The 24,800-nt window shown below is 68.7% G+C and carries 24 protein-coding genes; 14 read left to right on the forward strand and 10 right to left on the reverse strand.

What is annotated here, in order from left to right; all coding sequences use genetic code 11:
- Positions 1-90: 90 nt before the first annotated feature.
- Both ABZX10_RS11680 and ABZX10_RS11685 read right to left on the reverse strand, forming a co-directional pair.
- Positions 91-1,527, reverse strand: a complete 1,437-nt coding sequence (locus tag ABZX10_RS11680) for an amidohydrolase (protein WP_355539104.1) — start codon at positions 1,525-1,527, stop codon at positions 91-93.
- A 1-nt stretch (position 1,528) separates the two neighbouring features.
- Entirely contained in the window at positions 1,529-2,974 is a 1,446-nt protein-coding gene (locus tag ABZX10_RS11685) for an MFS transporter (protein WP_355539108.1), read from the reverse strand.
- A 112-nt stretch (positions 2,975-3,086) separates the two neighbouring features.
- Here ABZX10_RS11685 and ABZX10_RS11690 point away from each other — a divergent pair, with 112 nt between their 5' ends.
- From ABZX10_RS11690 to ABZX10_RS11715, 6 genes are all read left to right on the forward strand, one after another.
- A complete protein-coding gene (locus ABZX10_RS11690; RefSeq protein ID WP_355539111.1) occupies positions 3,087-4,109 on the forward strand; it encodes an Lrp/AsnC family transcriptional regulator in 1,023 nt (340 codons plus the stop codon).
- A gap of 9 nt (positions 4,110-4,118) precedes the next feature.
- Positions 4,119-6,869 carry a DNA polymerase I gene (gene polA / locus ABZX10_RS11695; RefSeq protein WP_355539114.1) on the forward strand — a complete coding sequence of 917 codons (2,751 nt, stop codon included), beginning with the start codon at positions 4,119-4,121 and terminating at the stop codon, positions 6,867-6,869.
- Between the two features lie 199 nt (positions 6,870-7,068).
- A complete protein-coding gene (locus tag ABZX10_RS11700) occupies positions 7,069-8,346 on the forward strand; it encodes a reverse transcriptase family protein (RefSeq protein ID WP_355539117.1) in 1,278 nt (425 codons plus the stop codon).
- A gap of 74 nt (positions 8,347-8,420) precedes the next feature.
- Positions 8,421-8,825, forward strand: a complete 405-nt coding sequence (locus tag ABZX10_RS11705; protein WP_355539120.1) for a hypothetical protein — start codon at positions 8,421-8,423, stop codon at positions 8,823-8,825.
- Positions 8,813-9,454, forward strand: coding sequence for an HAD hydrolase-like protein (locus ABZX10_RS11710; protein ID WP_355539123.1), 642 nt, complete (start codon positions 8,813-8,815; stop codon positions 9,452-9,454). The genes ABZX10_RS11705 and ABZX10_RS11710 overlap by 13 nt, the downstream gene beginning before the upstream one ends.
- A gap of 146 nt (positions 9,455-9,600) precedes the next feature.
- Positions 9,601-9,948, forward strand: a complete 348-nt coding sequence (locus ABZX10_RS11715) for a helix-turn-helix transcriptional regulator (RefSeq protein ID WP_355539126.1) — start codon at positions 9,601-9,603, stop codon at positions 9,946-9,948.
- An 82-nt stretch (positions 9,949-10,030) separates the two neighbouring features.
- On the opposite strand, the gene ABZX10_RS11720 is transcribed toward ABZX10_RS11715, so the two are convergent.
- From ABZX10_RS11720 to ABZX10_RS11735, 4 genes are all read right to left on the reverse strand, one after another.
- On the reverse strand, positions 10,031-10,426 hold the full coding sequence (locus tag ABZX10_RS11720; RefSeq protein WP_355539129.1) for a hemophore-related protein: 396 nt from the start codon (positions 10,424-10,426) through the stop codon (positions 10,031-10,033).
- 32 nt (positions 10,427-10,458) lie between these two features.
- Positions 10,459-10,812: a hemophore-related protein gene (locus ABZX10_RS11725; protein WP_355539132.1), complete on the reverse strand. Its 354-nt coding sequence runs from the start codon at positions 10,810-10,812 to the stop codon at positions 10,459-10,461.
- Positions 10,813-10,929: 117 nt separating this feature from the next.
- Positions 10,930-11,379: a hypothetical protein gene (locus ABZX10_RS11730; protein WP_355539135.1), complete on the reverse strand. Its 450-nt coding sequence runs from the start codon at positions 11,377-11,379 to the stop codon at positions 10,930-10,932.
- Positions 11,380-11,513: 134 nt separating this feature from the next.
- Positions 11,514-12,299, reverse strand: a complete 786-nt coding sequence (locus ABZX10_RS11735; RefSeq protein WP_355539328.1) for a class I SAM-dependent methyltransferase — start codon at positions 12,297-12,299, stop codon at positions 11,514-11,516.
- Between the two features lie 177 nt (positions 12,300-12,476).
- Between ABZX10_RS11735 and rpsA the strand changes: the two genes are divergently transcribed.
- The 5 genes from rpsA to ABZX10_RS11760 all read left to right on the forward strand — a co-directional run bounded on the left by rpsA (position 12,477) and on the right by ABZX10_RS11760 (position 18,674).
- Complete coding sequence (gene rpsA / locus ABZX10_RS11740; protein ID WP_355539138.1) at positions 12,477-13,961, forward strand: 30S ribosomal protein S1; 1,485 nt, start codon at positions 12,477-12,479, stop codon at positions 13,959-13,961.
- Positions 13,962-14,222: 261 nt separating this feature from the next.
- Positions 14,223-14,576, forward strand: coding sequence for a hypothetical protein (locus tag ABZX10_RS11745; RefSeq protein WP_355539141.1), 354 nt, complete (start codon positions 14,223-14,225; stop codon positions 14,574-14,576).
- Between the two features lie 92 nt (positions 14,577-14,668).
- Complete coding sequence (locus ABZX10_RS11750) at positions 14,669-15,928, forward strand: hypothetical protein (protein WP_355539144.1); 1,260 nt, start codon at positions 14,669-14,671, stop codon at positions 15,926-15,928.
- A 10-nt stretch (positions 15,929-15,938) separates the two neighbouring features.
- Positions 15,939-16,808: a dephospho-CoA kinase gene (gene coaE, locus ABZX10_RS11755; protein WP_355539146.1), complete on the forward strand. Its 870-nt coding sequence runs from the start codon at positions 15,939-15,941 to the stop codon at positions 16,806-16,808.
- A 168-nt stretch (positions 16,809-16,976) separates the two neighbouring features.
- Positions 16,977-18,674 carry an amino acid permease gene (locus ABZX10_RS11760; RefSeq protein ID WP_355539149.1) on the forward strand — a complete coding sequence of 566 codons (1,698 nt, stop codon included), beginning with the start codon at positions 16,977-16,979 and terminating at the stop codon, positions 18,672-18,674.
- Positions 18,675-18,686: 12 nt separating this feature from the next.
- Here the strand turns inward: ABZX10_RS11760 and ABZX10_RS11765 are convergent, their stop codons facing one another.
- Entirely contained in the window at positions 18,687-19,496 is an 810-nt protein-coding gene (locus tag ABZX10_RS11765) for a DUF402 domain-containing protein (protein WP_355539152.1), read from the reverse strand.
- A 35-nt stretch (positions 19,497-19,531) separates the two neighbouring features.
- On the opposite strand from ABZX10_RS11765, the gene ABZX10_RS11770 reads away from it, so the two are divergent.
- Entirely contained in the window at positions 19,532-20,563 is a 1,032-nt protein-coding gene (locus ABZX10_RS11770) for an SAM-dependent methyltransferase (protein ID WP_355539155.1), read from the forward strand.
- A 9-nt stretch (positions 20,564-20,572) separates the two neighbouring features.
- Here the strand turns inward: ABZX10_RS11770 and ABZX10_RS11775 are convergent, their stop codons facing one another.
- From ABZX10_RS11775 to ABZX10_RS11785, 3 genes are read right to left on the reverse strand one after another with little or no spacing between them, the layout of a single operon-like run.
- The gene (locus ABZX10_RS11775; protein WP_355539158.1) at positions 20,573-21,109 is read right to left on the reverse strand and encodes a cupin domain-containing protein; all 537 of its coding nucleotides are present in this window, start codon (positions 21,107-21,109) and stop codon (positions 20,573-20,575) included.
- On the reverse strand, positions 21,106-21,441 hold the full coding sequence (locus ABZX10_RS11780) for a hypothetical protein (protein WP_355539161.1): 336 nt from the start codon (positions 21,439-21,441) through the stop codon (positions 21,106-21,108). Before ABZX10_RS11780 ends, ABZX10_RS11775 begins: the two co-directional genes overlap by 4 nt.
- Positions 21,441-21,896 (reverse strand): cupin domain-containing protein, encoded by a 456-nt coding sequence (locus ABZX10_RS11785; RefSeq protein WP_355539164.1) that lies wholly within the window; start codon positions 21,894-21,896, stop codon positions 21,441-21,443. The genes ABZX10_RS11780 and ABZX10_RS11785 overlap by 1 nt, the downstream gene beginning before the upstream one ends.
- Positions 21,897-22,033: 137 nt before the next feature.
- On the opposite strand from ABZX10_RS11785, the gene uvrB reads away from it, so the two are divergent.
- Both uvrB and ABZX10_RS11795 read left to right on the forward strand, forming a co-directional pair.
- Positions 22,034-24,196: an excinuclease ABC subunit UvrB gene (gene uvrB, locus ABZX10_RS11790; protein ID WP_355539167.1), complete on the forward strand. Its 2,163-nt coding sequence runs from the start codon at positions 22,034-22,036 to the stop codon at positions 24,194-24,196.
- Between the two features lie 154 nt (positions 24,197-24,350).
- On the forward strand, positions 24,351-24,794 hold the full coding sequence (locus tag ABZX10_RS11795) for a universal stress protein (RefSeq protein ID WP_355539170.1): 444 nt from the start codon (positions 24,351-24,353) through the stop codon (positions 24,792-24,794).
- The last annotated feature ends 6 nt before the right edge of the window (positions 24,795-24,800 follow it).

A 24,800-nucleotide genomic window follows, 5' to 3' on the forward strand; every position in this document is an offset into this window, starting at 1 on the left:
CTGGGCATCCTGGGAGTGCTGTACCCGCCACGCGGCCTCGAGGTCGATGTCAGGACGACCTCGAGGCCGCGGGGTAGATCATCCGCCGTGTTACCGGTTCGGCGGTGCGATCACTCCGTCGGGGATCGGACTGTCGTACGGAGTCGCGGAGGTGACGTCGGCGTACTCGGCTCGCGCTCGAGCGAGCGTGACGTGGTCCGTGATCAGCGTCGTGGCCGTGGACGCCATGACCTTGGCGGCGTAGATCATTCCCTTGTGGGCCGCAGGAAGCTTTCCCTGGGTGACCCACTGCCAGGAGTGCGGTGGGGCGCCCAGAGTGAAGCAGGGCGAGAAGATCTGCACTGTGGGTGTCACCCAGCTGACGTCCCCGACATCGGTCGAGCCGTGCTCGCGGTGTCGGGGCACTGACGTGATGAGAGCCGGCACAGTCGAATCGAGGATGCTGCGATCGGACGAGGGAAGCCCCGAGCGGGCGCGATCGGCCGCGATGCGCTCCGACTCGTAGGTTGTGGCGATTCGTTCCCCCATGGCGATGTCCTGGGCATCGAACGGCACGCCGCCGAGACGCGCGGCATGGCCGTGCAGCACTGACTCGAGAACCACGTTGGGCAGCACATGCGACGAGGCACCGTCGAACTCCACGGTGAGGACGGTATCCGTCATCAGTGCCGCGCCCTGGGCGACGTGAAGGACACGCTCGTAGAGCTCGCGCATCTGCCGCACGTCCGCAGCCCGTACGATGTAGTAGGCAGTGGCGTGCGCCTGCACCACGTTGGGAGACTGACCTCCGGAGTCGGTGATCGCGTAGTGGATCCGCGCATCGTCCGCAATGTGCTCGCGGAGGAAGTTGATCCCGATGTTCATCAGCTCCAGCGCGTCGAGGGCACTACGTCCGTGCTCCGGAGCCGAACCGGCGTGTGAAGCGACTCCGGTGAAGCTGAAATAGGCCTGCGTGTACGCGAGGAACTCCATCTGGCGGGTCACCATTCGCGTGAACGGGTGCCAGGTTATCGCGGCGTCGACGTCGGCGAACGCGCCGGCTTTGACCATGAAGGACTTACCTGCGGCCGCTTCCTCGGCGGGGCATCCGTAATAGCGAACCCGTCCGGGTAGACCGGATGCCTCCAGCGTCCGCGCGGTCGCCACTGCGGCGAGAAGCGAGCCGGCGCCGAGCAGGTGGTGACCGCATCCGTGACCGGCGCCGGTCACGTTCGCCGGGTCCGGCGTGGGTGCGAGTGCCCCCGATTCCTGTGACAGGCCGGCGAGTGCGTCGTACTCACCGAGGAAGGCGATGACGGGACCGCCGGTCCCGAATTCTGCGGAGAACGCGGTGGGAATCCCTCCGACGGCTTCCGTCACCGTGAATCCGTGTTGGCGGGCGGTCTCCGCCTGCAAGCGCATGGATGCGGTCTCCTGCCAGCGCAGTTCCGGTGCGTCCCACAGCCGGTCGGCGACGGCGGTGAACTCGCCGGCGAGTTCGTCGACAGTGGGAATCGGTGTCAGATCCTGGTCCGGGGTGATCGTCATGTCAGTTCCTCACTGCGTTGATGGTCTGGAGGGAATCGGTAGCGCTCGCGGTGCGGTTCGTGGCCACGACGAGGACGACGCCGGCCGTGCTCAGGGCGGCCGCGACGAGCCACACGGTGATATAGCCCGCCGATGTGACGACTCCGGAGGCCGGTGTGTGAGCGGCCAGGACGATGGCGATGATGGCGCCCATGACGCTGCCGCCGAGTGTGCGGACGACGTTGTACATACCGGCGGAGATCCCGGCCGAGTCAGCGGGCAGCCGCTCGAGGATCATGACCGGCAGGGTGGCGACCACGAGCCCTTCAGCCAGACCCACGAAGACGATCGCCGCGGCCATGGTCGACCAGTGCGCCTGTGCGAGCGGCAGGACGGCGAACCCGATGGCGCCGCAGACGAAACCGGCCATGACCACTCGATGCTGTGGCCATCGTCGAGCGGCTCGCGGGGCGATCACCGACGCGAGGAACACGCCCGCTCCGAGGGTCGTCAGGAACAGTCCGAGCAGAACTCCGTTCAGCGACAGCCCGTAGCCGGTCGACCGGGGCGTTGCTGCGAACGTCGAGAACGCGGTGAGTGGCCCGAACGAGACCATCCCGACGAGGAAGGCGGACAGATACAGCGGAAGGACGTTCGGCCGGGCGAGCTCACGCACCGATACGAGCGGACTGCGCTGTCCGAGCTCGATGCGGAGCCACACCGCGAGCACAGCGATTCCGCCGATCAGGAGCCCGACGACGAGGGGACTGGTCCACCCCTGTTTGGGGCCGAAGGCGAGCGACATCATCACCGCACCGAGGCCCACCGTCAGAAGGCATGCGCCGGTCCAGTCCATTCCGGCCGGAGCGCGGTTCGTCGTGGACGATTCCGGGACCATGGTCATAGGGGCGAGTATCACTAGCACGGTCGCCGCGGCCGGAATCAGTAGAGCGTGTTGTGCCGACCACGGGAACTCGAGCAGCACGCCCCCGAGGACGTATCCGAGCGAGAAGCCGGCGGTCAGGACTCCGAGCAGGACGGCGATCGCGGACCGCGCCCGCTCGGGGTCGAGGCGGTCGCGCACCAGTGCCATCTCCAGCGGGAGACATGCGAGCAACGCCCCCTGGAATGCCCGGCCGAGCAGAAGCACAGCGAAGTTCGGCGCCACTGCGACCAGGACGGATCCGAGCGCGAGGAAAGCCACCGCGATGCGAAGCAGACGTCGATGCCCGTACTGATCTCCGAGCTTGCTCAGCACCGGTACCCATACGACGGAAGACAGGAGGAAGATGCTGCTGATCCAGTTCAATGCGGCCGTCGATACGCCCAGCTGTTTCCCGAGCGCGGGTGTCATCGTCGGCACTATGCCTTGGATCAGGCCGCTGACCAGCTCGACCATGAGCAGTCCGCTCAGGACTGTTCGGTACCCCAGAGTTGTGGGAGTACCACGCGTCGACTCATCGTTCATGTGGATCACTTTCTTGTCGGACTGGAATTGCGCTGGATGTCGACAGGGACGGTATGTGTGATATGAAGCACGTTCGCTGATCTGCTGGATTCGAACACGGTGAGGGGGCGCGATGGCGAAATCCGCCGACGAACTCGATCTCAGGCTGATTCACGCCCTGCAGATCGCGCCCCGCGCACCGTGGGTGCAACTGGCGAAACCGTTGGGCCTCAGTGCCGCGACTGCCGCCCGTCGTTGGGAGCGCCTGGTGGAACGCGGCGAGGCCTGGATCTGCGGGTACAACTCCGCACGGGGTTCGGACGGTGGTGCCTTCATAGAGATCGCCTGTGAAGCCAACAGGACGGACGCTGTGGGCGATCTGATCGCGGCATCGCCGCAAGTGCTCGCCCTCGACTCCCTCCCGGGGCCCACCGACCTCTTCGCGACGGTCGCGGTCGAGGACATTTCCGCCTTCGCGACGTTCACGGCGGCGGTGCGTGCCGTCCGCGGCGTGCGATCTGTGCGTGGACGGCTCATCACCGGTGTGTACTCGAACGCCGCCCGGTGGCGGCTGGACGCGCTCGATCCGGCGGAACGCACGGCCGTCGAACGGCTCGTCCCGATCGAGCGATCGGCGCGCCCGGTCGTGATGGACGAACTCGACAGGCGCCTCGTCGTCCACCTCGGCGGTGATGGCAGGGCCGCGGCGACGGACCTCGCCAATGCCCTCGGGGTGTCGATCACCACGGTCCGTCGTCGGATCGACCGGCTCATGGACTCGAGTGTTCTAGACGTCCGCTGTGAGGTCTTGCCCACCGTGACGGGGCACGCCGTGTCCGCGGTGTTCTGGATCAGGATCCCGGCGCCGCACGTCGCCGCAGCCGCGGCTCGGTTGTCCGTTCTACCGGAGGTCCGGCTGGTCGCGGGCGTCACGGGACCCGAAAACCTCCTCGTTACGGCTTGGCTCCGTCACGCCGCGGACATCGAGCGCTTCGAGGCAGACATCGTGGTGCAGATCCCGACCGCGATAGTGGCCGATCGATCTGTGAAGCTCGGTATCAGGAAACTGACCGGCCGGATGATAGGCGCGGACGGCCGAGCGAACGACGTCGTACTGATGGATAGCTGGTCCGTCGGTGTCGGTGGTCGTCACTAGACTGCTGGTGTGACTGCACCGAACCCGTCGACCGCCGCCGCCCACGCTTCCGAATCGCCTTCGGAGGGCGGCGCGAAGCCCACGATGCTGTTGATCGACGGGCATTCGATGGCCTTCCGCGCCTTCTTCGCGCTCCCGCTCGACGGTGGCCGCTTCCGCACCAAGTCGGGTCAGCCCACCAACGCGGTGTACGGCTTCACCTCCATGCTGATCAAGCTGCTCAAGGAGGAGGCGCCGGGCTACGTGGCCGCGGCGTTCGACGTCTCGCGGCAGACCTTCCGTGCGGAGATGTACCCCGAGTACAAGGCGCAGCGCAGCTCCGCGCCGGACGATTTCCGCGGCCAGGTCGACGTGGTCAAGGACGTGCTCGCCGCGATGGGCATCCCCACCATGGCGCAGGAGGGCTACGAGGCTGACGACATCATCGCCACGATGACCACCCGGGCCCAGGAGCAGGGCTTCAAGGTCCTCATCGTCACGGGTGACCGAGACGCGTTGCAGTTGGTCAACGACGACGTGACGGTCCTCTACCCGCGCAAGGGCGTCTCCGACCTCACCCGCTTCACGCCGGAGGAGGTGGCGGCCAAGTACGGTCTGACGCCGGCGCAGTACCCGGACTACGCGGCGCTGCGCGGCGACCCGTCGGACAACCTGCCCGGCATCCCCGGCGTCGGCGAGAAGACGGCGGCCAAGTGGATCCGCGAGTACGAGAGCCTCGAGGGCCTGGTCACCAATGTCGACAAGGTCAAGGGCAAGGTGGGGGATTCGCTGCGCGAGAACCTCGCGACGGTGCAGCTCAATCGGCAGATCACCGAGATGGTCCGGGACATGACGCTGCCCTACGAGCCGCAGGACCTGGCGCTGCAGCCGTGGAATCGCGAGGCGATCCACCAGCTGTTCGACGATCTCGAGTTCCGGGTGCTGCGTGAGCGGATCTTCACCGAGTTGGCGTCGTCGGAACCCGAGGCGGAGGAGGGCTTCGAAATCTCGGGCGGCATCGTCGCGCCCGGCACCGTCGCCGAGTGGCTGGCCGAGCACGGTGCCTCAGGCGCGCGGTCCGGCCTGGGCGTGATCGGCCCGGAGGTCGTGGTCGACGGTGACGCGGAGGCCGTCGTGATCGCGGCCCCCGACGACGAGGGCGGGTACATCGAGCTCGCCTCGCTGACCCCCCACGACGAGGCCGCGCTCGGGGCGTGGCTCGCGGACGACACGCAGCCGAAGGCGGTGCACGAGGCCAAGTGGGCGATGCACGCGCTGTCCAGCCGCGGGTGGTCGCTGGGTGGTCTCACCTCGGACACCGCAATCGCGGCGTACCTGGTCCGGCCGGGTCAGCGCACCTTCAACCTGGACGACCTCTCGGTGCGCTACCTGCATCGCGAGCTGCGGGTCGAGGCCGCAGGTGACGACTCGCAACTGTCGCTACTCGACGATCCCGACGATTCCGCGGGGGAGAGGGCGCAGCAGGCGATTCTGCGGGCACGCGCCGTCGTGGACCTCGCGGAGGCGTTGGACGCCGAGCTCGACAACATCGAGTCGCGGCCGCTGCTCGCGGAGATGGAGCTGCCGCTGCTGCGGGTGCTCGACGTCATGGAGACCACGGGCATCGCGGTCGACACCGACCACCTCGAGTCGCTGCACGGCGAGTTCAGCGAGCGGATCCGCGCCGCCGAGGCCTCGGCCTTCGAGGAGATCGGGGAGCAGATCAACCTCGGCTCCCCGAAGCAGCTGCAGGTGATCCTGTTCGAGAAGCTGGGCCTGCCGAAGACGAAGAAGACGAAGACCGGCTACACCACCGACGCGGCGGCGCTCGAGGCCCTGTACGAGAAGGAGCCGCATCCGTTCCTGCAGTATCTGCTCGAGCACCGCGACGCCACCCGGCTCAAGGTCACCGTCGAGGGGCTGCTGAAGACCGTCGCCTCCGACGGGCGCATCCACTCCACGTTCAACCAGACGGTGGCGGCCACCGGGCGGTTGTCGTCGACGGACCCGAACCTGCAGAACATCCCCGTGCGCACCGAGGCCGGCCGGCAGATCCGCCACGCCTTCGTCGCGGGCGAGGGCTACGAGCGCCTCATGACGGCCGACTACAGCCAGATCGAGATGCGCATCATGGCGCACCTCTCACGCGACGCGGGGCTCATCGAGGCGTTCAACACCGGCGAGGACCTGCACAACTTCGTCGGATCCCGGGCGTTCGGCGTCCCGATCGACGAGGTCACGCCCGATATGCGCCGCCGGGTCAAGGCGATGTCCTACGGTCTCGCGTACGGTCTCTCGGCGTTCGGGCTCGCCGCGCAGTTGAAGATCTCGCGCGACGAGGCCAAGGATCAGATGGAGGCGTACTTCTCCCGCTTCGGCGGCGTGCGCGACTACCTGCAGGACGTGGTCGTCGAGGCGGGGCGCAACGAGTTCACCGAGACGATCTACGGCCGCCGTCGGTACCTGCCGGACCTGACCTCGACGAACCGCATGCGGCGCGAGGCGGCAGAGCGGATGGCGCTCAACGCGCCGATCCAGGGCAGCGCCGCCGACATCATCAAGGTCGCCATGATCCGGCTGCAGGCCTCGATCGCCGACGCGGGCCTCACATCCCGGATGCTGCTGCAGGTGCACGACGAGCTCGTGCTCGAGGTGGCTGCAGGCGAGAGTGAGCAGCTCGAGGCGCTGGTCCGGGACACGATGGGCAGCGCCGCGGATCTGTCCGTGCCGCTGGAGGTGTCCGTGGGCTACGGCCGCACCTGGGACGAAGCCGCGCACTGAGGCTGTCCGATCTGTGGCAGCATGAAGGCATGCGACGTCGCTCGGGTGAGGTGGGATCCTTGCGATCCGTCCCAGCGGTAACCGCTGGGGGCTCTGCACAGTTACACCCCGCGTCCCACGCCGGACGGTGCGCTCCGCGCACGCATCGGCGCTCCGGGCGATCGTTTCAGGTCACCCGAGCGGCGTTCGCATCCCCGTCATGACGGCCGTCGAGGTCGCTCGGCGCCTGCCGCGCGGAACGCGGTACGCGATCGTTGATCGCGTGGGGTTCTTCCCCGCGGACCTCTGGACGGTCGAGGCCGTCACCGGCGCGATCCGTGGAATCGTGCCCGACGGATTGGCCGAATCGATCGCCCACGTCCTGCTCGCCGGGCACCCGCGGCCGCCGCTCGCCATCGTGGACGACCACGTGATCCGGCCGCCGAAAGCCGCGCTCCTTGCGGCGCTCGACGGGTTCCGCACCGTCGAACTGCTCGATGCGCCGGCGGTGCTCGACGTTCCCGGGCTCGCCCTGCCCGATGTCGCCTCGGTGGCGCGGATGCTCGATCTCACTGCGCCGGAACTGGAATGGTTCGCCGATCACGGGCAGTGGCTGCGGCATTCGGCGGCGCCACTGCGGCACTACCGAGTGCGTCGGATGGACAAGCCCGCCGGAGGGGTCCGCGTGATCGAGGCGCCGAAACCCCGGCTGGCCGAGGCGCAGCGCCGAATCCTGCGCCATGTCGTGAATCCGGCGGGCGCGCATCCGGCGGCGCGGGGCTTCCGGCCCGGCGGGTCCGTCCACGCGTACGCGGCACCGCATGTCGGTGCTCGGTCGGTGGTCCGCCTGGACCTGCGGGACTGCTTCTCGACGGTGGCGGCGCCCCGCGTACGGGCCGTCTTCCGCCGGCTCGGGTACTCGGCACCGGTTGCCCGGGTCCTCGCAGATGTCTGTACGACGGCGACGCCGGGGGACGAGCTCCGCGATCTGGACCCGTGGCAGGCGGCGGTCCTGCGTGCGCGGCACCTGCCGCAGGGCGCACCGACCTCGCCCGCGCTGATGAACCTGGTCCTGCGCCGGTTGGACGCACGCCTGACCGGACTGGCGCGCGCGAACGGCGCCGTGTACACGAGATACGGCGACGATCTCGCCTTCTCGGGCGCCCCGGATCCGATGCTGATCGCCGGGGTCGTGCCGAAGATCGTGGCGGCGGAGGGCTTCTCGGTGAATCCGGCGAAGACACGGGTGATGCGAGCCGGGACGCGGCAGGAGCTCGCGGGGGTGGTGGTCAACAACCGCGCGCAAGTGCCGCGCGCCGAGTACGACGATCTTCGTGCACTCCTGCACAGTGCCGCCCGGTTCGGCGCCGAGAGCCAGAATCGTGAGGCGCGCGCGGACTTCCGGGCCTACGTGTACGGCCGGATCGCGTGGGTGGGGCAGGGGAACGAGCGGAGACGCGAACGTCTCCTCGCCATGGCTGCGGCTGTGCGGTGGTGAGAGGGAGCGCTATGTGTCACGGCCTCGGCCGAGCGGCGCGGAAATCGTCAGTGCCCTGTGCGAGATTGTCCGACATGAACAGCGGAGCGATCACCCTCCTCGGCGTACGGATACCGCGCCTCCCGAGGCCGGACCCGATGCGAGTCGCCTGGTACGCGCAGGTTCCGGTGGCGGCGGTGCTGCTGGCGGGAGCGCTCTCGCCGGTGCGCCTGCCGTTCGTCGCCCTCGGCGTCGGGGTGGCCGCCTGCGTTCTGGGCGCGGGCGCCGTGATCGTCGCGTGGCGCCTCAGGCAGATCTCCGGATTCGCCGTGCGCGCCGCCGTTGGCACGTTCGCTCAGGCGATGCTGAACGGCTGGGTGCTCACTTCGATGGCCCTGCGCGATGGGGGACCCTCACCGGATACCCGGATCCTCTGGGGAGTGCTCGGCGTGATGCTGGTGATCAACAGTGCCATCACCTTGAACACGTGGCGCAGGTAGCGTCAGAGGGCGTGTTCACCATCGGCTTCGACCTCGATCTCACGCTCATCGACTCCCGGCAGCGGATCCTCACGGCGTCGCAGCGCTCGTTCACGGATCTGGGTCACTCCGTGGACGACGCTGCGCTGCTGCCGCACATGGGCGTGCCGATCGACGACGTCGCGCGCGAGGTGGTCCCCGGGATCGACGCGGAGTTGTTCCTGCGTCGCTACCGGCACCACTACGACACCGATGTCACGACGCCGGTGCCGGTCCTGCCCGGTGCGCGCGAGTTGCTAACCGCGATCGGGGCGGCCGGCGGGCGCTCGATCGTGGTCTCCGCCAAGCAGCACGCCGCCGCCGAGCGCGCCGTCGCCGATGCCGGGCTGAAGGTCCACGAGGTGGTGGGCGGACACTTCGGTGCCGCCAAGGGGGAGGCATTACGGCGGTACCCGAACGTTCGCGGATACCTCGGCGATCACGTCGAGGACGCCGCGGCGGCCCGTGTCGCGGGGTGTGCGTTCATCGGCGTCACCACCGGGGAGTTCGACGGTGCCGCCCTCGCTGAAGCCGGGGCGTGGCGCACCGTCGACCACCTCGCTGAGGTGATCGCGCTGCTGCCCGAGCTGGTCGGATCGCCAGAGCCCTAGTTCGTCTCCGCCGTCGGTGGAATCGGGCCGATGCCGCGGTGGTCTTGGTCCAGTGGATGTGGTTCGACCTGCGAGTATTCGCGAGTTAACGTGATGCACAACTTGTAGGGCAGACAATATCTTGTGCATCCACCACCGTGGATCGGGTGAGCGGGCCGGACATCGAGTGGGACACCTATGGTGACTCGTTGGGCCGTCGGCTGAGCACGCTGCGCAAGGCGCGCGGACTGTCCCAGGAGAAGCTCGGCGAGCTCGCTGGGCTGCATCGCAACCAGATCTCCAACATCGAGCGGAACGTCAGCTCCAACGAGCGGTTCTCCGATCCGCACATGTCCACCGTCTACCGGCTCGCGGCGGCGCTGGACGTGCCGCCCGGTTGGCTGTTGCCCGATATCGAGGTCCGTGTGCTGCCGCGTTCCGCTGAGCAGGCGAGCGCCGATGCGGTGTCGGCCGTCGAGAACGCCCTGCTCGCGGCGATCGAGAGCATGTCCTGATCCGTACTTCACTCGGCAGCCGGCCGATGCAGACGCCGACGGCGCCGCCCCCCTCGGGGAGCGGCGCCGTCGGCGTAGGTCGTTACTTCTTGGCCGGAGCCGAGCAGGACGTGTACGCGCTCGAGAGCGCGTTCTGAATGTTCTGCTGCTCCGAGAAGATGCCGAAGCCGGCCGCCGAACCGACGAACGCGGCGCTGGCCAGCTTGAACTGGCGGGTCGCCGGGTCGGACGTGGCGATATCGGCGAACTGCTTCGGGCCGCCGGACGCCTGCTCGAGCTTCGCGCTGAGGCCGGGCGACTGCTTGTCCAGGGCCACCTTCAGCTGGCCGACGGTGCACGAGGTGCCCGGGATGGAGCGCGACAGGTTCGGGTCCCCGGGCTTCGGCGACGGGGTGGGCGCGGCGGCCGCGAGGGGGGCGCCGGCCAGGGCGATCGCGCCGAGAACGGCGGCGGTGGCGGCGGTACGACGGTAGGTCATGCAGGGCCTTTCCATGGCGAACGGGGTGAGGGTCAGTACTGGTCGCAGGTCGCGATGACCTTGGCGATCTTCGCGTCGATGTCGGCGCGGTTCGCCTTGTAGTACGACGCGGCCGCCGGGTTGTTCTTGGACAGCCGGTCGATGATCGCCTGGCGGTCCTCGGGCTTGGCGGTGAGCAGCTCCGTGGCCTGCGCCCGGCCGCCGGGGGTGGCGTCCATGACGGCGATGGCCTCGGGCGCGACCACCTGGGTGGCGCGCTCGACCTGCGCGACGGTGCACTTGGTGCCGGGGACCTTGTCGTTGGGCGCGGCCGAGGCGACGGCGGGAGCGAGGGCGAGAGCGCCCGCGAGGGCTGCGACCGCGGCGGCGAAGCGGATCCGGTTCATGACTTCTCCTGTTCGGGGCGGTGACGACTGCTCAGCGAGACTACCGGTTCGGCATGAACGGCGAAAGGACGGCGCCGGGCAAGAACAACCCGGTGCCGTCCGATCGATACCCGCGTACTAGCTGGTGGTGCAGGTCGCCTTGATCGTCGCGATCTTCTGCTCGACCTGGGCCTTCGTCAGCTTCGGCTTGCCCGTGCCGTGGTCCTTGTCGTGCTGGTGCGCGGGCGGGGTCTGTCCGGGATGTGTCTTCTGCCATTCGGCCTTGCGCGCCTCGCGGGCCTTCTTGGCGGCTGCGCGGTCCGCCGTGCGCTGCGCCTGGGTCTTGACGAGCATCTGCTCGAACCGGTCCTTCGCCTTCGCGTTGGTGCTGACGTGCTGCCAGAACTCCGGCGCGACCTTCGCGGTGGCACGCTCTACCTGACCGACGTTGCACTGGGTGCCGGGAACGGGCGCCGTCGGGGACACGGGCGCGGCGTTCGCGGCGGCGGGGGCGAGCAGAGCCGCGCCGGACAGGGCGGCGACGGCCGCGGTCGCGGCAGCCAGCCGGGTGCGGGTGAATCGGTTCATAGAAATGGTTCTCCTCATGCAGCTGTGCGATCGCGATTCGGACCGCCCGCTCAGAGTGGACCCGATTTCCATGAACGCGGGGCCACGATCAGCTGTGAATCAGCTGGAGACCGGACATCGCGCCACGGACCCGGCTATCCGGGCTTTTCGCAGCAGAAGATCGCGGTGCCCGGGAAGATGGCGCCGCGCAACGGACTCCACTGGCCCCATTCCTGGGTGAATCCCTCCGGCCACTCGGGCTCGAGGACGTCGACCACGCGCAGGCCCGCGCCCACGATCTCGCGGATGCGGTCGCCCATGGTCCGGTGGTGCTCGACGTACGTGGGAGCACCGTCGTCGTCGGTCTCGACGTACGGCGACCGATCGAAGTAGGACAGGGTGGCGACGAGGCCGTCGGGTCCGGGATCGTCCAGGAACATCCACCGCATCGGGTGGTTCACGGAGAACACGAAGCGCCCGCCCGGGCGCAGCACGCGGAAGGCCTCGGCCATGACCCGTGCGGAGTCGGCGACGAAGGGAATGCCGCCGAAGGCCGAGCAGACGATGTCGGCGGCACCGTCGGCGACGGGCAGGTTCTCGGCTCCGGCCTGGACCAGGAGCGGGTTGCCGCCGCGCACGTGGGGGAGCCCGCGGCGCAGCATGCCGGCCGAGATGTCGATGCCCACCACCGCCGCGCCCTGCGCGGCGAGCCACCGGGAGCAGGGTGCGCTGCCGCAGCCGATCTCCACCGCCACGGTCCCGGGCCCGACGGTGCCGAGCAGCCCCGCCTCGGCCTCGCGCAGGCCCTCGGGGCACCAGACAAACTCACCGTCGGCGCTGTCGACGCCCAGGAAGGCGGCGTGCTCGGCGTGATAGGCATCCGCGTCGGCGTCCCACCAGGATCGGTTCGCGGCCTCCGAGCCGGAGCTGTCGCGACGCATGTCGGGTCTGGGGCGGTAGGTCACGGACTTCGAACCTCTCGATGGCGGGCGGTGAGAGGGCGCTGGGAGGGCGGTTTGCCCAGCTTGTACACGGTGGAGTAGCCTTGACCTCGCGTGTGCCCATGCGTGCGCGATCTCGACCACACTACTAGCACCCTGTCCGGAGCAACTTACCCAATGCCCACCACCACCGTTACGTCCCCGCAGGTCGCCGTCAACGACATCGGCACCGCGGAGGATTTCCTCGCAGCGATCGACGCCACGATCAAGTACTTCAACGATGGCGACATCGTCGAGGGCACCATCGTCAAGGTCGACCGTGACGAGGTCCTGCTCGACATCGGTTACAAGACCGAGGGTGTCATCCCCTCCCGCGAGCTGAGCATCAAGCACGACGTCGACCCCTCCGAGGTCGTCAACGTCGGCGATGCCGTCGAGGCTCTCGTCCTCACCAAGGAGGACAAGGAAGGCCGCCTGATCCTGTCCAAGAAGCGTGCGCAGTACGAGCGCGCCTGGGGCACGATCGAGGAGCTCAAGGAGAAGGACGAGGCCGTCAAGGGCACCGTCATCGAGGTGGTCAAGGGTGGTCTCATCCTGGACATCGGCCTCCGCGGCTTCCTCCCGGCCTCGCTGGTCGAGATGCGTCGTGTGCGCGACCTCCAGCCGTACATCGGCAAGGAGATCGAGGCGAAGATCATCGAGCTCGACAAGAACCGCAACAACGTGGTCCTGTCGCGCCGTGCATGGCTCGAGCAGACCCAGTCCGAGGTCCGCAGCGAGTTCCTGCACCAGCTGCAGAAGGGCCAGGTCCGCAAGGGTGTCGTGTCCTCGATCGTCAACTTCGGTGCCTTCGTGGACCTGGGCGGCGTCGACGGCCTCGTGCACGTCTCGGAGCTGTCCTGGAAGCACATCGATCACCCGTCCGAGGTGGTCACCGTGGGCGACGAGGTCACCGTCGAGGTCCTCGACGTCGACCTGGACCGCGAGCGCGTCTCGCTGTCGCTCAAGGCGACGCAGGAGGATCCGTGGCGTCAGTTCGCCCGGACCCACGCCATCGGCCAGATCGTGCCCGGCAAGGTCACCAAGCTCGTCCCGTTCGGCGCGTTCGTCCGCGTCGAGGAGGGCATCGAGGGCCTCGTCCACATCTCGGAGCTGGCCGAGCGCCACGTCGAGGTCCCGGACCAGGTGGTCTCGGTCGGCGACGACGCCATGGTGCGCGTCATCGACATCGACCTCGAGCGTCGTCGTATCTCGCTGAGCCTCAAGCAGGCCAACGAGGACTACACCGAGGAGTTCGACCCGTCGAAGTACGGCATGGCCGACAGCTACGACGAGAACGGCGAGTACATCTTCCCCGAGGGCTTCGATCCCGAGACCAACGAGTGGCTCGAGGGCTTCGAGAAGCAGCGCGAGGAGTGGGAGGGTCGCTACGCCGAGGCGGAGCGTCGCCACAAGATGCACACCGCGCAGATGGAGAAGTTCGCGGCCGACGAGGCCGCCGAGGCCGCTGCCGGTGGTCCGGCCGCGGGTGGCGCGAACTACTCGAGCGAGTCGTCCTCGAACGACCGTGGCGGCAACGACGCCCCGCAGAGCACCGGCGGTTCGCTGGCCAGCGATGCGCAGCTCGCTGCTCTCCGCGAGAAGCTGTCGGGCAACGCCTGATCCGCTTCACCGCACAGACGCGGAACGCCCCGCATCCTTTTTCGAGGATGCGGGGCGTTCCCCGTTTCACGGCCTGGTGAACCCGAACCCGCGGCGCCGATCGACGGCGAACCATTTCTTATCGCACCGAATTGCCGACTGAGAATTTCGTCTCGCATTCTCTGGAATCGGCTGTCGGCGGGGTCTAGCATCTGTTCATTGATCGTGACTGGACGGTCAACCGCGGAATGCTCTGTCCGTGATTCGGTAAGGAGTGCACACATGGTACGACTGTTCACCGCCTCGGGCGCGGTCGTCATCGCGCTCGGTTCGATCGCCGTGGCCGCACCGGTGCAGGCGGCCACGTACGGGGAAGCGAAGGTCTGTGCTCGGGTCACGGGTGGCGCAGACTACCGCTACGAGCAGTACGCCGTGAGCGATTCCGCTCGCGTCGGGCCGTTCAAGAGCATCGACGGTTGCCTGCACTGGCGGCTGCAGACCGGGAAGGATTGGAAGATCACGGCCTCGACTCGGGTGGGGAATCACTTCTGGGCGGGGCGCAGTGTGACCTTCCGTGTTCAGGCGGGAAAGGTGAAGAGTGTGGGTTCCTATCTGGTGAGCGAATCGGTCGCTTAGGGCGCAGTCGCCGGGGTTCCCCATTCGGAGTATGCGAATGTTGTGATACGTCGCTTTGACAATGAATTTGGTCGGCGATGACACTCTGCGTCATGTCTCATTACCTCCGCATGACCGTTCCTGTACTCATCGCCGCATTCGTCGCGGCGGGCTGCTCCGCGTCCACGTCGGGCCCGTCGCCGTCGTCGGCGGCGGCGGGTTCGGACGCCGACGCGCCCGGCGGAGCCACCGAACAACGCCGGGCCGCGCCGCGGCTCGCGATCACCTACGAGGGCGGTGTCGAGATCGTCGACGCCACCTCCCTGCAGAAGGTCGCCGACATCCCCGGCGAGGGCTATCTCCGGGCGAACCCCGCCGGGGACGGGCGGCACGTGTTCCTCTCCGAGGGCACGGAATTCCGGCTCCTCGACCTCGGAGCATGGTCCGTCCCGCACGGCGACCATCAGCACTTCTACACCGCTGCGCCGCGTCGTACGGACATCCGGATCGAGGCGCCCGAACCCGGCCACGTGGTGCGCCACGACGGCCGGACCGTGCTGTTCGCGGACGGCACCGGTGCGGTGACCTCCGTCCTGTCCGGTGCGGTGGCCGACCCGAACGCGCCCCGCGCGACCTACACGGCGCCGAAGCCGCACCACGGCGTCGCCGTGGAACGCGCGGACGGGTCGATGCTGGTCACCGTCGGCGATGAGAAGTCGCGCACGGGTGTCGCGATCCTCGACCACGAGCGGCGGACCGTCGCCCAGAGCGATCAGTGTCCGGGCGTGCACGGCGAGGGCGCGGCCGAGGGCGGTGTCGTGGTCTTCGGCTGCGAGGACGGCGTGCTCGTCGTGCGCGGAAACGAGATCACCAAGACGCCCGCGCCGACGCCGGGATACGCGCGGACCGGCAATGTGGCGGCCACCGAGGCGCACGCCGTGGTCCTGGGCGACTACAAGGTGGACAAGGCGGCGAAACCGGAGCGTCCGACCCGGATCAGCCTCATCGACACCCGCACCGGTGCCGTGAAGCTCGTCGACCTGCCCGCGTCCTACAGCTTCCGCTCCCTCGCGCGCGGTCAGTTCGGTGAGGCACTCGTGCTCGGCACAGACGGGATGCTCCGCATCCTCGACCCCGAGACGGGAACGGTGACACGAGAGGTGAGGGCCACGGCGCCGTGGACCGAGGACGCGAACTGGCAGGAGCCGCGGCCGGCGGTGTTCACGCTGGGGTCCACCGCGTTCGTCACGGAGCCCGCCACCAAGTCGATCGTCGCCATCGACATCCCGTCGGGCACGGAGCGGCGGCGCAACGTGCTCGAGCACACCCCCGACGAGGTGTCGGGCGTCACCGGGGTCGGCGTGACTCACTAGTCTGAGGGGCATGTTGCGGATCGGACTCACGGGTGGCATCGGCGCGGGCAAGTCGACGGTGGCGAAGGAACTCGCCGCCCTCGGCGCCGTGATCGTGGACGGCGACAAGATCGCCCGGGAGGTCGTCGAGCCGGGCACGCCGGGGCTCGCCGCACTCGTCGAGGCCTTCGGGGACGGGATCCTCGCCGAGGACGGCAGCCTCGACCGCCCCGCCCTCGCCGCGATCGCCTTCTCCGACGACGAGTCCCGCGAGAAGCTCAACGCGATCACCCACCCGCTGGTACGTGCTCGCGGGCAGGAGCTGATCGACGCGGCCGACCCCGACGCCGTGATCGTGCAGGACACTCCGCTGCTCGTCGAGATCAAGGTGGCGCCGATGTTCCACCTGGTGATCATCGTCTGGGTCGACGAGGAGGAGCGGGTCCGGCGGCTCGTCGGCTCGCGCGGGATGGACGAGGCCGACGCGCGCGCCCGCATCGCCGCGCAGGCCACCGACGAGCAGCGCCGGGCCGTCGCCGACGTGTGGCTGGAGAACACCGGCACCGAGGAGGAGACCCGCGCCGCGGTCCGCGCACTGTGGGCCGAGCGCATCGCGCCCTTCGCCGCGAACGTCGCGGCGCATCGTCCGGCCGACGGGGCCCCACGGCTCGACGACCCGGCGTACGCCGAGCGGCTCGTCGGGCGGCTGTGGGTCACCCTCGGCGCGGACGCGACCTCCGTCACCGCCGACGGTGCCGCCGCCACCGTGAAGCTCGCCGACGGTGTCGCCGTGGAGGCGGTCGCCGATCGGCTCGCCGACGCCGGCTTCGCTCCGGTCGGTGCGGGCCTGTTCGAGGGCTCCGACCCGGGCCGCGCGGTGACGGTGCGCGTCGAGGCGTAGCTCCCAGCGGGTACGGCCGCGTCCGGCGAAATGTCGGACTCCGCTGAGTCGTCGATGCTCGCGCCCGCGTGTCCGCGGCGATCGTCGCACGGGGTCGTTCGATCGGGTACACACTGAGGAATGCTTCGCATTTCCCGGTGCGAAGCCTTTCGACGAGACGAGGTGCAGATGTCCGAGACGCGATCCAGTGCCGCACCACCACCTCAGCCGGCGGCGATCTCCCGCGAGGACGAGGGCTACAACAAGGGCATCAAGCCGCGCCAGCTGCAGATGATCGCGATCGGCGGCGCGATCGGTACCGGCCTGTTCCTCGGCGCCGGCGGGCGCCTCCGGGACGCCGGGCCCGGACTGTTCCTGGTCTACGCGGTGTGCGGCGTCTTCGTCTTCCTCATCCTCCGCGCCATGGGCGAGCTGGTGCTGCACCGCCCCTCGTCGGGCTCCTTCGTCTCCTACGCACGCGAGTTCTACGGCGAGAAGGCGGCATTCGTCGCCGGGTGGATGTACTTCCTGAACTGGGCGATGACCGCGATCGTCGACACCACGGCGATCGCGACCTACTTCCACTTCTGGAAGGCCTTCGACCCTATTCCGCAGTGGCTGCTGGCGCTGATCGCGCTCGTCATCGTCCTCTCGGTGAACCTGGTGTCCGTCAAGCTGTTCGGTGAGATGGAGTTCTGGGCGGCGCTGATCAAGGTCGTCGCGCTGGTCGCGTTCCTCGTGGTCGGCACCGTCTTCCTCGCCGGCCGCTACGAGATCCAGGGCGCGAGCACCGGACTCGGCATGGTCTCGCATCACGGCGGCTGGTTCCCGACCGGCGTGCTGCCCCTGGTCGTCGTGACCTCGGGCGTGGTCTTCGCATACGCCGCAGTCGAACTCGTGGGCACCGCGGCCGGCGAGACCGAGAACCCCGAGAAGGTCATGCCGCGCGCGATCAACTCGGTGATCGCCCGCATCGCGATCTTCTACGTCGGGTCGATCGTGCTCCTGGCGCTGCTGCTGCCCTACACGGAGTACTCCGGCAAGGAGAGCCCGTTCGTCACCTTCTTCTCGAAGCTCGGCTTCGAGGGGGCCGGCGACCTGATGAACGTCGTGGTGCTCACGGCGGCCTTCTCGAGCCTCAACGCGGGCCTGTACTCGACCGGCCGGATCCTGCGATCGATGGCGATGAACGGCAGCGGCCCGAAGTTCACGGGCGTGATGTCCAAGCACGGCGTGCCCTACGGCGGCATCCTGCTGACCGCGGTGATCTGCCTGTTCGGCGTGGTGCTCAACGCGTTCAACCCCGGACAGGCGTTCGAGATCGTCCTCAACGTCTCGGCACTCGGCATCCTCTCCTCCTGGGCGACCATCGTGCTCTGCCAGATGAAGCTCAAGAGCGAGGCCGATGCCGGGCGCATGACCAGGCCGGCGTTCCGGATGCCCCTGGCGCCGTGGTCGGCGTACCTCACGCTCGCCTTCCTGTTCGCGGTCCTCGTGCTGATGGGCTTCGACCGGCCGATCGGGACGTGGACGGTGGCCAGCCTGGTCGTCATCGTCCCGATGCTCGTCGGCGGCTGGTACCTCGTGCGGGGCCGCGTGATCGAGGAGGCCCGCGCCCGCGAGGGTTACACCGGTGAGTTCCCCGTCGTTGCCAACGTGCCGGTCGACGGGGGCAGCGGAAAGCCGTCGTGGTTGCGTCGCTTCTACGACCGGTACCGCGACGCCTCACGACCGCCGCTGTACGGCATGGTGCTGGTCTTCGCCGGCATGGCCGTGGTCGCGGTCACCGCCTACTACCACCTCGGGTGGTGGTCGATCATCGGCTACGTCGTGGCCGCCGTGATGGCGATCGTCGGATTCGCGTTGGCCTTCCGAGACCTCTCGTAACTCCGGAATTCCTCAGCGCCACGTGATCGGCGCGCCCTCCGCGGCGAGCCACGCGTCCACGTCGTGCCCGTGCGCCGTGACCCCGGCGACGGCGCGAGTGGCGGCGCGGATCGCGCGTTCCGCATCCTGTGCGCTCACAAGGTCGGCGGAGGTCGCGGCCACGAGCTCGTCGACGTCGATCAGTTCGATCGGGCGGCCCGGGTGTTCGACCAGGTCGAGGTACCAGTCCTCGGTGCGCCACAGGTTCCCGTCGCGTCGTACCCGCGCGACGTCGAGGTAGACCCGCTGGTCCCGCTCGTTGCCGGGGGTGAAATGGAAGATGTTGGCCCGCAGGTCGAACGCCGGGAGCAGCCAGGACTCGAGCGCGTCGAACTTCGGATGGTCCGACCGGCGGTACATGTACAGGCCGAAGGTCGTCTCCCGGAACTCCTCGACCTCACGCACGAACCCCTTCGGGTCGGTGTTCGTCATCGCCGGCGGGTCCAACACCTCGCGCTTGGGCGGATGGATCGCGCCGTCGTCCACCGCGGGGTCGGCGGTGAGGCGGAGCACCAGGGTGACCTCGGTCCCGCCCCGCGGCCGGCCGACCACGGCGCCGGAGGGACGGAAGCCGTGGCGCCGCAGCAGTGCCGAGAGCGCCTCGTGGTGCGTGCGGACCAGGATCCCGTCCTGGCCCGTGGCGCGCTCCCGCGCGGCGTCGAGCAGCGCCGGTACCGCGTCCTCCGCGGCGTCGAGCATCGTCAGATCCAGCCACCCGCCGCCGATCGCACCGATCGCCGCGGCGCCGTCGACGGTGAGCTCGAAGGTCTCGTCCGCGTCCATTCGTCCACGATACGACGCCTCGCTAGGATTCCCGGGTGCCTCGCTACGCGCTTCTCCCCGCCCCCGCCGCCAACCGCGTCTACGCCGAGGCGGCTGCCTCCATGGTGCGCGCCGAGCTGACCGTGCTGAGCCGCGCCGCGCTCGACGGGCGGATCGGCACCGTCGGGACCGAGACGCTGGCCGGCGTGGAGTACCTCGCCTTCGAGGCCGACGAACTGACCCAGCAGGACCTGGGATTCCTCGGCCTGACCTCGGCGTTCTACGCGCTCTTCGAGGTCGACGGTGACCGGCTGCGGCCCGTCGCCGTGCCCTCGCCCGACAGGTACCCGTCGGACCTGCTGACCATCCTCAAGTACCAGGGCAAGACGAACGAGCAGTTCACGAGGCTCGTGCTCAACGCGACCGCGGCGTCGACGGCCAGGCCCGAGGGCGTGCTCGACGGGTCGCTGCACGTCCTCGACCCCGTGTGCGGCCGCGGCACCACCCTGAGTCAGGCCGTGATGTACGGGCTGCCGGTGACCGGCGTGGACATCGACACCAAGGACTTCGAGCTCTACAGCTCGTTCTTCACCACCTGGCTCAAGGACCACCGGTTCAAGCACGCCGCCTCGACCACCCCGGTGCGCCGCGAGAAGTCGGTGATCGCCAAGAAGTACGCGGTGGACTTCGCGGCCGACAAGGCCGACTACCTGGCGGGGCAGAAGCAACGCCTGACCTTCTACGCCGCCGACACACTGCTGACCTCCCAACTGGTCAAGCCCGGCACCGTCGACGTGCTGATCGGCGACCTGCCCTACGGCGTGCAGCACGGCAGCCGGGGGCCCCGCGGCCTCGTGCGGAACCCCCTCGAACTGCTGGAGGCCGCGCTCCCGGGGTGGGCGACCCGGTTGCGCACCGGTGGCGCGATGGGGCTGGCCTGGAACACCCGGGTCGCGCCGCGGGACCAGGTGGGCCGGGTGCTGGAGTCCGCCGGCCTGACGGTGCTGGACGGGCCCGGGTACGACGACCTGCGGCACCGCGTGGACCGGGTGATCACCCGCGACGTCATCGTGGCCCGCCGCGACTGATCGCCCCGGTCAGGTGCGCTCCGCACCGATCAGCACGCAGGCCACGACGCACGGTTCCGTGCCGGTGTTCCGCCAGGTGTGCCACGTGCCGCGCTGCACGACCGTGTCTCCGGGGCCCAGGTCGACCTGCCCGTCGTCCGTCTCGAGCGTCACCCGGCCCGAGACGACGTAGGCGTAGTCGACGGTGTCCGACCGGTGCCGCCCGGCGTCGGAGTCGTCCACGGTGTCCGCCAAGCCGACGAAGGTGTCGCCGTCGATCGCGGCGCGGCTCACGGACTGTCTCTCGTCGCTCTCCGGCATGAAGGTGAACAGGTAGAAGCGGTGGCCGCCGGGGCCGGGGAAGAAGGGAACCGTCGTCGATGGTAGGTCGTGATCCGGACCGACCCGATCGATGCCATCGGGTGTGCCCCAGAGGAAGGTGCCGGAGAACAGCACCTCACCGTCCGGCCCGCGGTTGATCGTCTGCTCGACCGTGAGGTCCTCCAGGCGGGACCCGCCCGACTCGGTCACCGAGGTCACGACGACCCGGGTGCGTTCGGGGCTCACAGGTCGTACTCCGGGCCGATGTACTCCTCGATGCTGGTCACCTTGCCGTTCTCGGCACGGATCACGGCGCAGATGTGGACCGTCTTGCCGCGCAGCGGCGCCGAGTACTGGACCACGAACCCGCCGTCCATCAGGGTGAACCGCTCGTTCGACTTGGGCGGGTGACCGCCGTGATCGGCGACGGCGGCGACGGCGGCCTGGAGCCCGATCGTCTTGTCGTCGAAGCTGTGCCAGATCGTGCAGTCCTCCGAGCAGAGCGCGGCGTGCGCCCGACTGTCCGACAGGGTGTCGAACCAGGCCTGGGCGAGCTCGGCGGTGGTGAGGGTGGGCATCATGCGTCCTTTCCGGAACGGGGATGGGCCGGGACGATCACGGCCACCATGACGGCGGGCTCGTTGCCGTGGACGTTCCAGGCGTGCCGCGCCCCGCGGTCGACCATGAGGTCGCCGGGGCCGAGGATCACCTCCTCGGTGTCGAGGGTGAGGCGGACGTGCCCGCTCAGGACGACCGCGAAGTCGACCGTGTCCGTCTGGTGCGTCGGGTGTTCGTCGCCCGGCTGCATCTCCATCAGGATGAACTTCGCGTTGTGCGCGTTCCACAGTTCGATGCTGGGAACGGCGGTGCACGTGTCGTCGGAGCCCTCGTTGCTCGCGACGAGTCCGTCGGTGACCCAGGCGAGGGCGACGGGCGGGTAGGGGAGGGGCAGTGCGTCCATCGTGCTGTCGAAGACGACGCAGGACGCGCCCTCCTCGTTGTGACCGGTGACGACGCGGCGGTTGGTCAGCATCTGTCGGGAATCTCCTTCGGGCTTTCTGGTGTACGGCGCCACGGTATGACTGGCATCACACCGTCGGCGGCGATTCTCGGTGACCGAGAACCTCGGCGGCGACAGAACTTGTCAGTGTCGCGGCATACGCTGGTCTCATGGCATTCGCGGCGGAACAACCGGTGGTGGCGCACTCCGAGCATCGGCCGATCGGGGAGATCGAGCGGTCGGCGGCGGAGTTCACGGTGGTCAGTGAGTACGAGCCGGCGGGGGATCAGCCCACGGCCATCGCGGACCTCGAACGGCGCCTGAAGGCGGGGGAGCGGGACGTGGTGCTGCTGGGTGCCACCGGCACAGGTAAGTCGGCCACCACCGCGTGGCTGATCGAGAAGGTGCAGCGGCCCACGCTCATCATGGCGCCGAACAAGACCCTGGCCGCGCAGCTCGCGAACGAACTGCGGGCGATGCTGCCGCACAACGCGGTCGAGTACTTCGTCTCGTACTACGACTACTACCAGCCCGAGGCGTACATCGCGCAGTCCGATACGTACATCGAGAAGGACTCGTCGATCAACGACGACGTCGAGCGGCTGCGGCACTCGGCCACGTCGTCGCTGCTGTCCCGGCGCGACGTGGTGGTGGTCGCGTCCGTCTCGTGCATCTACGGCCTCGGCACCCCGCAGAGCTATCTGGATCGCTCGGTGCAGCTCGAGGTCGGCATGGAGGTGGATCGGGACGCGCTGCTGCGGCTGCTGGTGGACGTGCAGTACAGCCGCAACGACACGGCGTTCACCCGCGGTTCGTTCCGCGTCCGGGGTGACACGGTCGAGATCATCCCCTCATACGAGGAGCTCGCGATCCGGATCGAGTTCTTCGGGGACGAGATCGAGGCGCTCTACTACCTGCACCCCCTCACGGGCGACATCGTGCGCGAGGTCGAGAACCTGCGGATCTTCCCCGCGACGCACTACGTCGCCGGCCCCGAGCGGATGGCCCGCGCGATCGACGGCATCGAGGCCGAGCTCGAGGAGCGGCTCGCGGAGTTCGAGCGGCAGGGCAAACTGCTCGAGGCACAGCGGCTGCGCATGCGCACCCAGTACGACGTGGAGATGATGCGCCAGGTCGGGTTCTGCTCCGGCATCGAGAACTACAGCCGCCACATCGACGGGCGCGAGGCCGGCTCGGCGCCGGCCACGTTGATCGACTACTTCCCGGAGGACTTCCTCCTGGTGATCGACGAATCGCACGTCACGGTCCCGCAGATCGGTGCGATGTTCGAGGGTGACGCCTCGCGCAAGCGCAATCTCGTGGACTTCGGCTTCCGTCTGCCCTCCGCCGTCGACAACCGGCCGCTCACCTGGGACGAATTCGAGAGTCGCGTCGGGCAAACGGTCTACCTCTCGGCCACACCGGGCCAGTACGAGCTCGGACAGACGGGCGGAGAATTCGTCGAGCAGGTGATCCGGCCCACCGGTTTGGTCGATCCCGAGGTGGTGATCAAGCCGACCAAGGGCCAGATCGACGACCTCATCCACGAGATCCGCGAGCGCACCGAGAAGGACGAGCGGGTACTGGTCACCACCCTCACCAAGAAGATGGCGGAGGATCTCACCGACTACCTGTTGGACGCGGGCATCCGGGTCCGGTACCTGCACAGCGACATCGACACGCTGCGCCGCGTGGAGCTGCTGCGGCAACTGCGGCTCGGCGAGTACGACGTACTCGTGGGCATCAACCTGCTCCGCGAGGGCCTCGATCTGCCCGAAGTGTCCCTGGTGGCGATTCTCGATGCCGACAAGGAGGGCTTCCTGCGCTCCACCACGTCGCTCATCCAGACTATCGGTCGCGCGGCCCGCAACGTGTCGGGCGAGGTGCACATGTACGCCGACAAGGTGACCGACTCGATGCGCGTGGCCATCGAGGAGACGGACCGCCGCCGCGAGAAGCAGATCGCGTACAACACGAAGATGGGCGTCGACCCGAAGCCGCTGCGCAAGAAGATCGCCGACATCCTCGACCAGGTGTACACGGAGGCGGAGGACACCGAGCAGGCCATCGGCGGGTCCGGCCGCAATGCCACCCGCGGGCGGCGCGCCCAGGGGGAGCTGCGGTCGGTGTCGGCGGTGAGCGCCGGGATGTACGAGGGGGAGGACGTGAAGTCGATGCCGCGCGCCGAGCTCGCCGACCTGATCGCCGAACTCACCGATCAGATGATGAATGCCGCGCGGGAACTGCAATTCGAGCTGGCCGGGCGCATTCGCGACGAGATCGCGGATCTGAAGAAGGAACTACGCGGAATGGACGCGGCAGGTTTGCAATGACCTGCGAATCCGGCTACATCGGGCGCTTCGGTGTGTTCCGCGCCGCAAACTGCCTGTTCCCGGGCCGGATGGGGCTATTGTGTCGGAGAAGTATGCCAGGCCATTCCAACCTGGTGGACGTCCGCTAGAGCAATCTAGAGAAAGAGGAGACTCGATGAGTGGCTACAGCACGATCGTCGTCGGTACCGACGGTTCGGAGTCGTCGCTGCGCGCAGTGGAGCGCGCCGCTGCGCTGTCCGCCGGCGCGAAGCTGGTGATCGCCTGCGCATTCCTGCCGAGCGAGGGCGCTGACCCGGCCGCCGCCGACGCCCTGGGCGCTGACGCGTACCAGCTGCAGGGTGCGAACCCCGTCAACGACATGCTGCGCACCGCCGAGGGGCGCGCGCTCAAGGCCGGCGCCGAGAACGTCGAGAAGCGGGCCATCAAGGGCCAGCCGGTCGACGCGCTGCTCGACCTGGTGAAGTCCCTGCCCGAGCCGGCCCTGCTGGTCGTGGGCAACAAGGGGATGAACTCCCTGACCGGTCGTCTGCTGGGCTCGGTGCCCTCCGACGCCGCCCGCAAGACCTCCGTGGACATCCTCATCGTCCACACCACGTAGCAACCC

It is taken from the genome of Tsukamurella sp. NPDC003166 (assembly GCF_040611135.1).
GTDB lineage: Bacteria > Actinomycetota > Actinomycetes > Mycobacteriales > Mycobacteriaceae > Tsukamurella.